Raw genomic sequence first — 14,349 nt, forward strand, 5'->3', positions numbered from 1 at the left:
AGTAATTTAATGATTTGAACTTTCTCAATCTTATCTTTAGCCTCAGCCTGAAATTATGTATTTTATTAATAAAGATATATTTTCAGACTGCAATCTGTCAGAATTTAGTTTAAGTTAACGCTTATGATAGTGAATTAAAAGTTATTAAATGTTTTGATTATTTCAATGACCAAGGAGGAATAGAAAATGAACAAAAAATTCACTGAAACGCAAATACTAAAATTTATAGGTAAGTTAGCAAACAAATGGGGAACTGGACATGACAGCATAACGAAAATACTCGAAAAAGTTGAAAGTTTTCTTGAAGAAAAGAGTGAAAAGATTGATTTTCTAGATAAGGTACGTTTATTTATTAGCATGTTAAAAGATCATTCGCGTCAAGAATACCAGATTGAAGATGGTGCCTTAGGGATGATAATTGCTTCTTTAGCATATCTTATCTTACCAACAGACCTAATTCCAGACATGATTCCGGTAGCTGGTTTTACTGATGATGCAGCTGCTTTTATGTTAGTGATGAAACAGATTGCCGATGAAATAGAACGTTATCAAACCTGGAAGAGAGACCAAGAAGACTATGTAGATATAATTGAGTTATCGGTCGATCAGAAGAATAGTTAATGGAGAAGATAATAAAGTATTTTTAGTATCGATTAAGTTCTTAATTAGTCATTATTAGTCTTCTTCATTTGTATTTCTTTTAATTCTAACTTCAATTCTTCTAATTTATTCATCATGTTTATATTAATTGAGTGTGCCGGCATCCGTTCTTCTAAGTCTTTTATTTCAGTTTTTAATTTTTTTATCTTATTATCTATTTTATCTTGCATAATTAAATCTCCCCTTTCTAAATAGGCTTGTCTAGTTTAATCTCATAAAATTGCTATTGTTTCGTTACTATATAGAATAGTTCTTTATATCTATTTTAATTCCTTTTTGGTAGTATTGTATTTTTGACGAATTTTTCTATATTCTGCAAATACTTTTGTTAACTCGATTTCATCATCCTGTACTTTAAACCAAAACTTAAGAAATTCTTCTAATTTTCTTACCTTCATTTAATTCTTACCTCCTAAATAACCAAGTATGTTATATCTATATTTGGAAGTTAACTTTAATATTATTTAATTTTGATTTTTTGAATAAATTTCATAACTTTTTCATATTCTTTTCATTACTTTTTCATATTCGAATTATACAATATAGTTAACAAGTTAAAGGAGCCCCATAGGGGCCAATAATAAGAAGGAGAGTGATTTAAGTGAAAAAAGCAGTAATTGGTGTAACAGTGTTGGCGTTGGTGATGTCTTTAGGAGTAATGGCTATGGCAGCAGAGGAATCTAACAATAATTGGTTCCAAAAGAATTATGAATTTCAGAAAGACTACATTAATCAACAATTAGAAAAAGGGTTAATTACTAAGCAACAAGCAGAGTATATGCTAGAAAGATTAGACTTGATGAAAGAATACTATAAAGAATATGACGGTGAATATGGTTATAATGGTTTCACAATGCCATGCGGCAGAGCAGGCTTTGGTCCAATGATGCATGGTCCTGGTATGATGGGCGGTTATGGCTTCGGTCCGATGATGCACGGTCCTGGAATGATGGGTAGTTATGGCCCTGGCATGATGGGAAGAGGATTTGGACCAAGAGGTAGATGGTAATAGATATTACTTAGCTTTGTAAAAAAATATAATAAATTTAGCGAATCCTCCGATCATAGATATTAATCTATGTAGCGGAGGATTTATTTTTTGTTTAGAAGATATTAATGATATGAACAAAATAATTAGTCTGATAATATTATATAACAAGTATTAAATAAGCAAAGTTCATAATTAGATTGCAAACATAATTAAGTACAAAGAAAGTTATTCTAAAAGCAAGTAGGTGATAAAATGAATCAAAAGTTTAGAAATGCTTTTGAAAGACTTCTAAAATATGAAGGTGGATATAGTAATCATCAGAATGATTCTGGTGGGAAGACTAAATACGGAATTACAGAAAGTTTAGCAAGAGAAGTAGGCTATGATGGAGATATGAAAGACTTAACGAAAGAAGAAGCAGCAGAAATCTATTATAATCATTTTTGGACTAAATATCGGTATAATGAGATAGAAGATGAAAGAGTCGCTTTTGAATGTTTCGAACAGGCGGTTAATTTAGGTCCCGATGATGCAAATACTAACCTACAAAAATCATATAACTTACTTATTAAAGATGAAATAGTAGTTGATGGGATTATAGGGTCAAAGACACTTAGTGCAGTTAATAGCTTAGATGCTAAAGATTTCAATTATCTCTTAAAGTTACTGAATATCATGCAGGGAAATAAATATATAGAGATAGTCCAGAGTAATAATTCACAGAAAGTATTCATTAGAGGTTGGCTTAGAAGAGTAAGGCTAAAAGTCAATAAAGATCAGTCTTCTAATGATAAAGATATGACTCCGGATGGAAAAGAAATAATTAATAATCCAAAACTTATAAAAGCTATTCTAATTGTCTTAGGTAGTGGAGCCATAATTAAAATTTTAGAATTTATATTATGATTAATTGATTTTACAGATTTAAATATGATAAAAGAACTTTAACAATAAATTATAAAATTCTATCTATAATAAAAAATAATTCCAAAAGAGGTAATTAATAACTTTTGTATAATTACTATAAAGAAAGTGCTTTTTTTCACAATAATTTTAGTAAAAGCTTTGCACAGGGAATAGACGATAATAAGTGTGGTTAGAAAGGGGTTAAAGATGCAACTATTGAAGGGGGTTCTAATCTTTTCATCTATTCCAATAATTGTCATAATTATTCTAATGATATTATTAGAATAATAGAAGAAGTGTATATAGTATCTCTCTTAATATTAAGTTCAAATATTGAATTCGAATATTAAAACCTCCAATTAATTGGAGGTTTTAATACTTTATTGGTTATAATAAATATTTAATTTTTGGGTTTACTAGGAATTGAGATTGAAGATAAGGCTTTACCAGCTTCCATATCAACTTTAGATTGTACTGCTAAGTCACCTAATGAAACTATTCCAACTAAAGTATCATTTTCGACTATTGGTAATCTTCGTATCTGTTTTTCTGCCATTAATTCGGCTGCTTCTGTAGTAGTCATAGCCGGTGTTCCATATACAAGTTCACCAGTCATTACATTCTCTATAGAGTCACTAGCGTTACCGTCACTAACAGTATTTCTAATAGCAATGTCTCGGTCAGTGACTATCCCAACTGGCTTATTACCTTCACAAACTGGTACAGCTCCAACATTTAAATTATGCATTATTTCCGCAGCATCTTTTACAGTAGAATTTCGGTCAACTGTTGAAACATTATTAGTCATTACATCTGAAATTTGCATTATAAATATTCGCCTCCTTTTCAAAAATAGGATATGTACTTTCATTGATTTATAATCATAAATTTAAAGCTAATTTATACCAATAATTATTTTAAGAAATCTTAATTTTACGTTTAAATGAACTACTTAGAATTAGGAGGCTTTATAAATTAAATTTTATCTATAATTTATTTGATTCTTCATAAATGAAACAATTAATTCATCGAGTTCTTGACTTTTGTCTAAAATCTTTTTAGTATTAATATTTTTGGTTTCTTTAGCTAATTGTAATAATTCTAATTTTAGGAAATTAATTTTGTTTTTTGCTTCTTTAAGACTATACATTATGATACACTCCTTAGTGATATTATTATAATAATAAAAATTGCAAAAAATGGTTACTCTTACAATCATCACTAATTATATAAAAAATATTTGGTATTTGCAAGTATAATTAGAAAATAATCACTATAATTCTACTTTTAATAAAGAATAGTTCTAAATTCACAAAGGCAGCCTATTAAGGACTGCCTTTGCAGTGGATAATTAATGTGAAAAGAAAATGAGTAAATCAATTATATTATAACATTATGTTAAGTGTATGTCAAGTGAATGTGAGGAATGAGGTGTTTATAAGATTAATAAATAATTATTTGGCAAAATATAGTAACAATAAGTTAACTTTTGCATACTCTATATTGAAGGAGGAAAGCAGCTGCAGCCCTCCATAATATAAATCTTTTGTTTGGGTCAGGACTTTAAATAGGTCCTGACCTTCAAGAATTTTGTGAATCTTTTAATAATACCATAAAAGAGTTGACTATTTTACTTTTTTATGGTATTATTTAATCAAATAAGGTATAGATGTCTATACAAGAATTAAATATAAGATAGATACTATAGATAAAACTTCTAAATAATGTAGCAGACATGCCAATTTTTAAGTATTTATGTCTATACAACCATACATATTAAAATTTAAGGTTTCTTTTTTCATAATATTCAAAAAATACATTAATAAGAGGTGGTAATAAATGATAATTATTGGAGAATTAATTAATACTAGTAGGGAGGGACTAGAATCAGCAGTTAAAGGAAGAGATAAAGAGTTCATTCAGAATTTAGCCAAGAAGCAAGAAGATGCCGGCGCAGACTTTATTGATGTTAACTGTGGTACTTTAATTCAAGAAGAACCAGAAGCATTAGAATGGTTAGTCAAAACAGTACAAGCAGTTGTTGAAGTGCCTCTTTGTATAGATAGTCCTAATCCAGAAGCACTCAAACGAGGTTTAGAAGCATATGAACATGAAGAGAACGCTATAATTAATTCTATTACTGCTGAAAGCGAAAGATATGAACAAATCTTACCGTTATTAAAAGAATATGATGTTTCTGTGGTAGCACTGGCTATGGATGATAATGGAATGCCTAAGAATGCTGATGATAGAATCAATGTAGCTACTAATTTAGTTGAAGACTTAATTGCTGATGGTATAGCTATGGAAGATATCTATGTAGACCCGATAATCCAACCAATAGGAACCGATGTTAAGATGGGACCTGAAATTTTAAATGCAATTGATACTATTACTAATAAGTACGAAGAGATTCATATTACTTGTGGATTAAGTAATATTTCCCATGGATTACCAAAGCGTCAACTATTAAATCAGTCATTTTTGGTATTAGCTATGAGTAGAGGACTAGATAGTGCTATTTTAGATCCATTAGATGAGAAAATTATGTCGTTAGCTATAGCAGGGGATACTCTTTTAGGCAATGATAAGTATTGTGGTAACTATATTAGAGCAGCTAAAAGTGATAAATTAACTATCTAGTTACTGATATAATAAGATTAGAATCTAAAAGAAAGGAGGTAATTAGGTAGTATTATAAAAAAGATAAGGTTAGAATATTAACAGATTAGAAAATTATCAACTTGTTTTTAAACTTAAAGGAGGTTAAAATTATGTCTAAAAATTTAGTAGAACTTATGGCAGATTTAAGAGAAGATGAGGCATTAGATTTAATTAAGAGCCAAATTGAGGATGGCACAAATCCTCGGGAGATATTAGAGGATTGTAAAGAAGCGATGCAGATTATTGGTGATCGCTTTGAAGCAGGAGAATACTTTCTTCCAGAGCTTATGTTATCTGGGGAGATGATTAATGATGTTATGGAGATTATCAAACCTCATTTGAAGGATGAAGAGGAAGATGAAAAACTAGGAACTATTGTCCTTGGTACTGTTAAAGGAGATATTCATGACATTGGTAAAGATATTGTAGCCTTTATGTTAGATATTAATGGCTTTGAAGTATATGATATCGGTGTAGACGTTTCAGTACAAGAATTTATAGATAAGATTGAAGAAGTTGATCCTGATATTGTTGCTTTGAGTGGCTTTTTAACAACTGTTTTTGATAAAATGAAGGATACTATAGATGCTATTAAGAGTGAAGGATTACGAGAAGATGTTAAGATTATGATTGGTGGCGGGCCAATTGATGACCAAATAAGAGAGTATACTGGAGCTGACGCTTTTGGTGATGACGCAATGGAAGCAGTTGCAATAGCAAAAAAATGGATGGGAGAGTGATTAACTCATGAGTCTTACTGATAATTGGAGCGAATTAAATCCTGATGAAAAGTTTGAAGCAAGATTTGAATCCTTTAAAAATCCTGAAGACATTGATTTCGTTGACGAAGAAACCGAAAAAAAGTATAAGCAAGCGGTACAGAGATTAAAAGATGCAATTGAACTAAACGAGCCTGATAGAGTTCCGATTGCACCTAATATTGGTTTTTATCCAACAGAATACGCTGGAATTACTGCAGAAGAAGCAATGTATGACTATGATAAATTAGCAATGGCTTGGGAGAAGTTTAATAAAGATTTTGATTTTGATTTTTTAGCTACATCGACTATGATTGGTCCTGGGGCTGTATTCGAGACACTTGATTACCAATTGTATAGATGGCCTGGTCATGGAACAGACGAAAATACCTCTTATCAATGTGTTGAAGATGAATATATGAAGGCAGACGAATATGATGCACTTATTGCCGACCCATCTGGATTTTGGATGAGAGACTATTTGCCGCGTATATTTGGAAGTTTAGCACCTTGGTCTCAACTGCCTCCTTTTACAGACTTAGTAGAACTACCTTTTGTAGGCTTTAGTATGTTCCCGATTGGCCTACCTGATGTTCAAGAATCATTTGAGAAATATCTTGAAGCTGGAAGACAAGCATTAGAGTGGATTCAAGCTGTTGGTGAGATTGATGGTAAAGCAAGCGCGGTTCAAGGACTTCCTGGATTTATGGGAGGAGTTACTAAAGCTCCATTCGATGTACTTAGCGATACCTTAAGAGGTACTCAACCGCTTATGATTGATATGTTCCGGCGTCCTGAAAAGATACTTGAAGCAATGGAACAGATTGTACCGATTATGATTGAAACAGGAGTAAGAGGAGCAACTGCTAACAATAATCCAATGGTATTTATACCTCTTCATAAAGGCGCCGATAGTTTTATGTCTAGAGAACAGTTTCTGAAGTTCTATTGGCCTACTCTAAAAAAGGTGATTATAGGACTAGTAGAAGAAGGATGTGTTCCATTTCTATTTGTCGAAGGAGCTTATAATGAACGGTTAGATTTAATAGCTGATCCAGAATTACCAGAAGGAAGAACTTACTGGCTGTTTGATAAGACCGATATGGTTGAAGCTAAGAAACATCTATCTGGTAAGGCTGCTATTGGCGGAAATGTCTCAGCTTCATTAATAAAAACAGGAACTTCAGAAGAAGTAAAGGATTATGTAAAAAATCTTATAGATGATGTAGCCGATGGTGGTGGCTTCATTCTTAGTACTGGTGTCGTTGTTGATGATGCTGAAGCAGAAAACTTAAAGGCAATGATTGAAGCTGGCCGAGAATACGGAGTATATTAAATAGTTTTAAAATGAGTCTAGTTGTATAGCTGGACTCATTTTAAATATACATTTATATTTTTATTTTTAAAATTAGAGTTAAACTTCAATTAGAGATCAATAGGGTTTCGTGAATTTTTAAGGAGTGATTATTTAATGAGTAATACTTTAGAATCAACTGATTCTAACCAACAGATATCCTCATACCGTTGGGTGATATTAGGAATTGCATGGCTTAGTTTCTTTTCTATGGCAATGGCTTGGTATGTCATGCCAACGCTTGAGCATAAACTTGTAGAATTGTATCAGTTAAGCTCATCACAATATTCAACTGCTCTAACAGTTCCATTTTTGATTGGTGGTGTTTTAGCTATTGGCGGAGGAATGTTGGCAGACCGATTAGGAATTAGAAAAGCTGCTTCTTTAGGAATAATTATTTCTGGGCTTGGAATTTTAGGCAGGTCACAAGTCGGAGGATTCATTTCTTTATTGACACCAATGATGGTTGTTGGCATAGGATTAGGATTAGTTATGCCTAATCTGCCTAAATTAGTAAGTGTATGGTTCCCACCGGAAGAAACAGGACTTGCAACTGGTATTTATAATACGGCATTGATGGGAGGAATGTCAACGGGTTTAGTAATAGCTCCTTTTCTTCCAAGCTGGTTTGTTGGAAATATCATTCTAGGTACAATTATAGTAGTGTTAGGAATAATCTTCTTTGCAATAGTGAAGGATTCACCTCCGGGTAAAGAATTGCCTTCTTCTTCTTTGCTAGAAGGAATCAGCACAGCAATAAAGAGCAGAAGTGTTTGGTCAGCTGCATGTGCTGTGTTTTTAGGATTAGCCGGTATGGTTTCGGTTCAGGGTTCTCTTCCAGCGGCATTAAATAAAGTGTATGGGCTACCAATGGCTACTGGGGGAAGAGTAGCTTCTTTGATATCTTATTTTGGAATTATTGGTTCTTTAACCTTTCCGGCGTGGGCAAATAAATTAGATAAAAGAAAGAGTTTTTTAGTCGTATTGGTTATAGGATTTCCAGTACTTATGTTTCTTACCTGGATATTAGGTGGAAATCCAATTATCTTGTGGGTAGGAACCGCTCTTGCAGGATATATTGCTGGAGGATCACTTCCTATGTTTATGGAAGTTCCAGCTTTTTTACCGCATATAGAGGATGACCCAATAAAATCACAACATGTTGGAGGCGCATCTGGTTTGTTAACTTCTCTAATGAATATTGGGGGTTTTATAGGGTTACCATTTATAGTAATGCCAGTAATATCATCTTTTGGGTACACAAAAGGGTTTATGGTTGCATTGCTTATTTTCTCTGCACAAGCAATTTTTGCATTAAGAATTACATTTCCGAGAGCTAAAGAGAATGAATTTGAAGATAAAGCAGAAAGTGTTTAATGGGATATCTTTTAACTTAAGGAAAAGCTTGACTTTAGGGTTGTTATGTGGTACTATCTAATTAAATAAAGTATGGTTGTCTATACAAGGTGAGGTTTATGAAAAAAAATTATAATCAAGAAACAGAAAAAATCGATAAAGATTCGTTCATTCCTATCTACTATCAACTAGCAAAGATTCTTGAAAGACAAATTTTGAAAGGGAAGCTGCAACCAGGAGAATCTTTAGCATCAGAGAATGAAATTGCTAAAAAATATGACATTAGTCGTATGACTGTAAGAAAAGCAATTTCTGAACTTGCGGATGCTGGTATGGTTTATACTGAAAAAGGTAAGGGAACCTTTGTTGCTAAACCTAAGTTAGAAGATGTAGTATTTGAATTAAAGAACTTTCACGAGGAGATTAAAAGTAGAGGAATGCAGCCTCGAACTAAGCTTTTAAAAGTGAAGATAGTTAGGGCTGATGAGTTACTTGCTGAAAAGCTAGAAGTTCCTCTCAATACTAATTGTTTATATTATCGTTTACTTTTATCTACACAAGAAGAACCATTAATTTATGAAAATAAGTATGTAGTCTATACTAAGCAAAAACCAATATTAGAATCGGAATTAAATGACCCTTCTTTGTCGAATTTAGCAACTCATCATGGTGAAAAATTTCCTACGATGAGTAGAAGAGTTTTACACGCATAAGTGGCTAATGAAGAAGAAGTAGATATTCTTGGAATAGAATTAAATTCACCAGTCTTTGTTGTTGAACAAACATTGTATGATTCTGATAAGAAACCAGTTGGCTGGGGCAAATCAATTTGCCGAGGTGACCGTTTCAAATTTACGAGTTCTGTCAGTTGGTCAATGGATAATACTGAAGATTAAAGGAGTCTATTAGCATGAGAGAAGAATTAATAAGTGCAATTGCTGATTTAAAAGAAGATGAAGCACTTACATTAGTTAAACAAAAACTTGAAATGGGTGAAACACCTCTTGAAATTGTAGAGCAATGTCGATTAGGTGTAGAGATTGTTGGTAAGCGATATAGAGAAGAGAAGTATTTTTTATCAGATTTAATAATGTCAGAGGAAATTCTAAGAGGTGTAATGGAGATTATAACACCGTATTTTACACAAAAGTATGGTGACCAAGAAGAAATTAATATTATTATGGGAACTATCGAAGGCGATATACATGATTTAGGTAAGAACATTATTATTTATCTATTGAAATCAGTAGGAATTAATGTTTATGATTTGGGTGTAGATGTTAAGCCAGAAGAATTTGTTGCTGCTTTAAAAGAAACTAATGCATCACTTCTAGGTATTTCAGTAGTATTAACATTCTGTATTAATGGAGTAAAGAAAGTAGTAGATCTACTAGACAAATCTGGATTAAGAGATGACGTAAAGATAATTATAGGTGGATATCCTGTAAATCAAAAGGTTAAAGAGTATACAGGAGTTGATTATTTTGAAAACGACCCTAATAAAGCGGTTGATTTAATCAAAGATATAGTTGCGAATGAGGAATAACTTTCTAATTTTCAGAATATTGAGTAGAATAAATATAATAGGTGGTGTCTGATTTGCAGAATATTTTTGTTGCCTGTAATACTTTAAAGGATGAAGTTATGCTTGTAGTAGAAGATTTAAAAGTAGATGCTCCAATTATCTGGATTGATTCTGGACTTCATGATTTTCCAGAAAAATTAAATAAGGCTATTCAGGAACAAATTAATAGAATAGCAAATGTAGAAAATATTATACTGTTATTTGGAGTTTGTGGGAATTCTTTGCTTGGCTTACATTCATCTAACGCCCGAATGATATTTCCAAAAGTAGATGATTGTATAGCCTTATTTCTAGGCAGTAATGAAAGAAAACAGACGTTAGATAAAAAAGCACCTTCTTATTATTTTACTAAAGGTTATTTAGAAAATGAATCAAATATTTGGTCTGAATATAATTATTGCATAGACAAGTATGGCTTAAAAAAGGCTAAAAAGATTTATAAAAGAATGTTACATAACTATAAAGAAATAAAAGTGATTGATACAGAAGCTTATGAGCCGAAGGAAATCATTGAGAGAACTAGTAACATTGCTAATGAATTCGAATTAAGTCATAAAGTAGTAGAAGGTTCTCTAAGGCTTATTTATAAAGCTTTTAACGAAGAATGGGATGAAGACTTTGCTATAATAGATGCTGGAGATCAAATTGTCTATAAGGATTTAATTATAAAACAATGAGGATAAATTAGTAAAAGAATGAATAGGAGGTAAATAAAATGACTAATCAAGAACTTTCTTCACAAGAAAAAAGAGCGGAGATATTTGCTGATTGGTTATCACCTAAAGATATAGAATTTGTAGATGAGAAAGCAAAAGAAGCATACAAAAAAAGAGCACAAAGATTAATTGATGTGGTTAATTTAAAGCAACCAGATAAGGTTCCAGTCATTCCTAATGTTGGCTTTTTTCCTGCTTTTTATGCTGAGATGACTCCAGAAGATATAATGTATGATTATGATAAATTTGAAGAATCTTATAAAAAATATACTTTTGATTTTGAACCTGATGCATATAAAGGTTCTATTGAAGCAGTTCCAGGAAAGGTTTTTGAAGCTTTAGGATATAATCTATATCAATGGCCTAGAAATGGAACTCCTGCGGAGACTTCTTATCAATGTGTAGAAGATGAATATATGAAACCTGAAGATTATGATGCTTTAATAGATGATCCTACAGATTTTTGGTTGAGAAGGTATTTGCCTCGTATATGTGATGAGCTTCGCCCTCTTCAAAATTTAGGGGCACTTACTAGTATTATTGAAATGCCATTCACTCCTCCGGCTCTTATTCCTTTTGGAACACCTGATGTGCAATCGGCGCTTAAGAGTTTAATGGAGGCAGGAGAACGAGCGTTAGAATGGTTTGAAGCAGCAAATAGTATTAATACACAGATAATTTCTGCTGGATATCCGTTATTTATGGGTGGAGGTTCTAAGGCACCGTTTGACATATTAGCAGATACATTAAGAGGAACTCAAGCAGCAATGTTAGATATGTTCCGGCGACCTGAAAAATTGCAAGAAGCAATGGAAAGATTAACTCCTTTAGCATTAAAGATGGGAATTAATTCTGCTACAGTTAATAACAACCCTTTTGTATTTATGCCTCTTCATAAAGGAGCCGATAGTTTCATGTCTAGAGAACAATTTAAAGAGTTCTATTGGCCTACTTTAAATAAAGTAATTAATGGTTTAATAGAAGAAGGATTAGTTCCATTATTATTTGCCGAAGGTGCCTATAATGAACGTCTTGATATTATTAAAGAAGATATCCCAAAGGCTAGTACATTATGGATGTTTGATAAGACTGATATGAGAAAGGCTAATGAAATATTAGGCGATACGGCTTGTATAGCAGGTAATGTGCCTAGTTCATTAATGTCTACCGGAGATCCTAAAGATGTAAGGTCTTATTGTAAAGAGTTAATAGAGGATGTCGGTGAAAATGGAGGCTTTATTTTAACCACAGGAGCAGTAACTGATGAAGCTAAACCTGAAAATATTGAAGCAATGATTGAAGCAGGTAAAGAATATGGAGTATATTAAAACCTACATTAATTATTAATGAGGTCAATAAAAATTATAATTTGATAGATGATGATAAGAAAGATAAGAGAAAATAATAAATATATTTCCTGGTAAATAATGTAATATTTGCTTTTGCTGATATCTTCCTATATAATAATGTAGAAAAATCCCCTGCTAAATGCAGGGATATATTTTTGAAATTATCTTTTTGTGTTATAATATAATTTAGAATCGATTATGAATTATGATATAAGCAGGGGGGAAAGCAAATTGAAAGCAGCAGAAAAAGAAAAAAAGTATTTTATACGTACCTACGGTTGTCAAATGAATGAACATGATTCAGAAAAACTAGCTGGTGTTCTCCAAGAAGAAGGTTATAAACCGACTGACGAGATTGAAAACGCCGATGTTATTATTTTAAATACATGTTGTGTTAGAGAAAATGCAGAATTAAAAGTTTATGGAAAAGTAGGATCTTTAAAAGAATATAAACGACAGAATCCAGATCTTTTAATCGGAATTTGTGGCTGCATGATGCAACAAGAGGAAGTTGTAAAGGAGATTAAGGAGAAGTATTCTCATGTAGATATGGTCTTTGGAACTCATAATATTCATGAATTTCCTCGTTTGTTAGCTGAAGCTAAGAAAGCATCTGATCCTTTAATTGATATTTGGGAAGAAAAAGAAGGATTAATTCCAGATTTACCGTCTAAACGTGAATCAGATCATAAAGCTTGGGTTACAATAATATATGGTTGTAATAATTTCTGTACATACTGCATTGTTCCTCATGTTCGCGGAAGGGAAAAGAGTCGTCCATTAAAAGATATAGTTGATGAAGTAAATAAGTTAGCTGACGATGGAGTTAAAGAAGTCACTCTTTTAGGCCAAAATGTCAATTCTTATGGCAAGGATTTAGATGAAGATATTGACTTTGCTGATCTATTATCGGCACTAGATAAAGTCGAATATATAGCAAGAATTCGTTATATGACTTCGCATCCTAGAGACTTTAATAATAGATTAATTGAGACTATTGCTAATACAGATAAGGTCTGTGAACATTTTCATCTACCTATTCAGTCAGGTAGCGATAGAATTCTCAAAGAAATGAATCGTGGCTATAGCCAAGCAGAATACTTAAAAGCAACTAAAAAAATTAAAGAAATGCTCCCTGAGGCTGCAATTACCACGGATATTATTGTAGGTTTTCCAGGTGAGACTAAAGAAGATTTTGCTGAAACATTAAAAGTAATAGAAGAAGTTGAATTTGATATGGCTTACACTTTTAAATATTCCCAAAGAACTGGCACCCCAGCAGCTAAAATGGAAGAACAGGTAGATGAAGAGGTTAAACAGGAAAGATTACAACAGTTAATGGATTTACAAAGTGAAATCAGCAGGAAACAGAATGAAAAGCTAGTTGGCAAGAAAGTAGAGGTCTTTGGTGAGGGAGAAAGCAAGAATAATCCCGATAGACAGATGGGAAGAACCAGGAGTAATAAGATAGTCATCTTTGATGCCGACTCTGATTTGACAGGAGAGTTAATAAATGTTAAGATAAATAAGGCATCAAGTTGGACATTATTTGGAGATTTGGTTAAATAATCTCTAAATAATGAAGGAGATTAATTTTTTTTCTTGAAAAGTTGTCTATGGTAACAAAATTTGGAGGTGTATTAATTATGTCAATTATTGAAAAAGCAGAAGCATTGGGAGAGGAAATCGTAGATTCAGCTGAATATACTAAGTTGAAGAAAGCTGAGGAAGTTATGCATAGTGATGATGATGCAAAAGCATTATTAGATGAATTCCAAGCTAAGCAGAAGCAGTTACAGATGGCACAGATGAATGGTCAGCAGGTTACTCAAGAGCAACAGCAAGAACTACAAGCTCTTCAAGGTAAGATGCAGCAAAACGAAAGTATTAAGAGCTTCATGGAAGCACAACAACAGTTTGGTCAAGTTATGGAATCTATCAATAAAGTTCTAACTAACTTTATTGAAGGCAAAGATGCGGAAGCTGATGCTGGCGGTTGTTGTTAATTAA

16 protein-coding genes and 1 pseudogene are annotated in these 14,349 nt (G+C 32.3%); 13 read left to right on the forward strand and 4 right to left on the reverse strand.

Annotated elements, in window-relative coordinates; all coding sequences use genetic code 11:
- Nucleotides 1-186: 186 nt before the first annotated feature.
- Nucleotides 187-621, forward strand: coding sequence for a YkvA family protein (locus BM077_RS04190; RefSeq protein ID WP_089748417.1), 435 nt, complete (start codon nt 187-189; stop codon nt 619-621).
- 44 nt (nt 622-665) lie between these two features.
- Here BM077_RS04190 and BM077_RS13585 read toward each other — a convergent pair whose 3' ends face one another.
- Nucleotides 666-830, reverse strand: a complete 165-nt coding sequence (locus BM077_RS13585) for a histidine kinase (protein ID WP_143018609.1) — start codon at nt 828-830, stop codon at nt 666-668.
- 90 nt (nt 831-920) lie between these two features.
- Nucleotides 921-1,058, reverse strand: coding sequence for a hypothetical protein (locus BM077_RS13685; RefSeq protein ID WP_176941622.1), 138 nt, complete (start codon nt 1,056-1,058; stop codon nt 921-923).
- A gap of 203 nt (nt 1,059-1,261) precedes the next feature.
- Here BM077_RS13685 and BM077_RS04195 point away from each other — a divergent pair, with 203 nt between their 5' ends.
- Together BM077_RS04195 and BM077_RS04200 are read left to right on the forward strand one after the other, a co-directional pair.
- Entirely contained in the window at nt 1,262-1,669 is a 408-nt protein-coding gene (locus BM077_RS04195; RefSeq protein WP_089748416.1) for a DUF2680 domain-containing protein, read from the forward strand.
- Between the two features lie 234 nt (nt 1,670-1,903).
- Nucleotides 1,904-2,557 (forward strand): glycoside hydrolase family 108 protein, encoded by a 654-nt coding sequence (locus BM077_RS04200; RefSeq protein ID WP_089748415.1) that lies wholly within the window; start codon nt 1,904-1,906, stop codon nt 2,555-2,557.
- A 400-nt stretch (nt 2,558-2,957) separates the two neighbouring features.
- On the opposite strand, the gene BM077_RS04205 is transcribed toward BM077_RS04200, so the two are convergent.
- Together BM077_RS04205 and BM077_RS04210 are read right to left on the reverse strand one after the other, a co-directional pair.
- Nucleotides 2,958-3,383: a CBS domain-containing protein gene (locus BM077_RS04205; protein WP_089748414.1), complete on the reverse strand. Its 426-nt coding sequence runs from the start codon at nt 3,381-3,383 to the stop codon at nt 2,958-2,960.
- 156 nt (nt 3,384-3,539) lie between these two features.
- Nucleotides 3,540-3,707 carry an aspartyl-phosphate phosphatase Spo0E family protein gene (locus tag BM077_RS04210; protein ID WP_176941621.1) on the reverse strand — a complete coding sequence of 56 codons (168 nt, stop codon included), beginning with the start codon at nt 3,705-3,707 and terminating at the stop codon, nt 3,540-3,542.
- 689 nt (nt 3,708-4,396) lie between these two features.
- On the opposite strand from BM077_RS04210, the gene BM077_RS04215 reads away from it, so the two are divergent.
- The 10 genes and pseudogenes from BM077_RS04215 (at nt 4,397) to BM077_RS04260 (ending at nt 14,345) form a co-directional block, all read left to right on the forward strand.
- Nucleotides 4,397-5,200: a methyltetrahydrofolate cobalamin methyltransferase gene (locus BM077_RS04215; protein WP_089748412.1), complete on the forward strand. Its 804-nt coding sequence runs from the start codon at nt 4,397-4,399 to the stop codon at nt 5,198-5,200.
- Nucleotides 5,201-5,331: 131 nt separating this feature from the next.
- Nucleotides 5,332-5,961, forward strand: a complete 630-nt coding sequence (locus BM077_RS04220) for a cobalamin B12-binding domain-containing protein (RefSeq protein ID WP_089748411.1) — start codon at nt 5,332-5,334, stop codon at nt 5,959-5,961.
- 7 nt (nt 5,962-5,968) lie between these two features.
- A complete protein-coding gene (locus tag BM077_RS04225) occupies nt 5,969-7,315 on the forward strand; it encodes a uroporphyrinogen decarboxylase family protein (RefSeq protein ID WP_089748410.1) in 1,347 nt (448 codons plus the stop codon).
- Between the two features lie 135 nt (nt 7,316-7,450).
- Nucleotides 7,451-8,710: an MFS transporter gene (locus tag BM077_RS04230; RefSeq protein WP_089748409.1), complete on the forward strand. Its 1,260-nt coding sequence runs from the start codon at nt 7,451-7,453 to the stop codon at nt 8,708-8,710.
- A 98-nt stretch (nt 8,711-8,808) separates the two neighbouring features.
- Nucleotides 8,809-9,585: pseudogene (locus BM077_RS04235) on the forward strand (GntR family transcriptional regulator).
- Between the two features lie 14 nt (nt 9,586-9,599).
- Nucleotides 9,600-10,235: a cobalamin B12-binding domain-containing protein gene (locus BM077_RS04240; RefSeq protein ID WP_089748407.1), complete on the forward strand. Its 636-nt coding sequence runs from the start codon at nt 9,600-9,602 to the stop codon at nt 10,233-10,235.
- Nucleotides 10,236-10,288: 53 nt separating this feature from the next.
- Nucleotides 10,289-10,951 carry a DUF1638 domain-containing protein gene (locus tag BM077_RS04245; protein ID WP_089748406.1) on the forward strand — a complete coding sequence of 221 codons (663 nt, stop codon included), beginning with the start codon at nt 10,289-10,291 and terminating at the stop codon, nt 10,949-10,951.
- 38 nt (nt 10,952-10,989) lie between these two features.
- Complete coding sequence (locus BM077_RS04250) at nt 10,990-12,318, forward strand: uroporphyrinogen decarboxylase family protein (RefSeq protein ID WP_089748405.1); 1,329 nt, start codon at nt 10,990-10,992, stop codon at nt 12,316-12,318.
- A 252-nt stretch (nt 12,319-12,570) separates the two neighbouring features.
- Nucleotides 12,571-13,908 carry a tRNA (N6-isopentenyl adenosine(37)-C2)-methylthiotransferase MiaB gene (miaB, locus tag BM077_RS04255; RefSeq protein WP_255361552.1) on the forward strand — a complete coding sequence of 446 codons (1,338 nt, stop codon included), beginning with the start codon at nt 12,571-12,573 and terminating at the stop codon, nt 13,906-13,908.
- Between the two features lie 77 nt (nt 13,909-13,985).
- On the forward strand, nt 13,986-14,345 hold the full coding sequence (locus tag BM077_RS04260) for a YlbF/YmcA family competence regulator (RefSeq protein ID WP_089748403.1): 360 nt from the start codon (nt 13,986-13,988) through the stop codon (nt 14,343-14,345).
- Nucleotides 14,346-14,349: the final 4 nt, after the last annotated feature.

Origin of the sequence: Candidatus Frackibacter sp. WG13 (assembly GCF_900114655.1) — a bacterium.
Taxonomy (GTDB): Bacteria; Bacillota; Halanaerobiia; order Halobacteroidales; family Acetohalobiaceae; genus Frackibacter.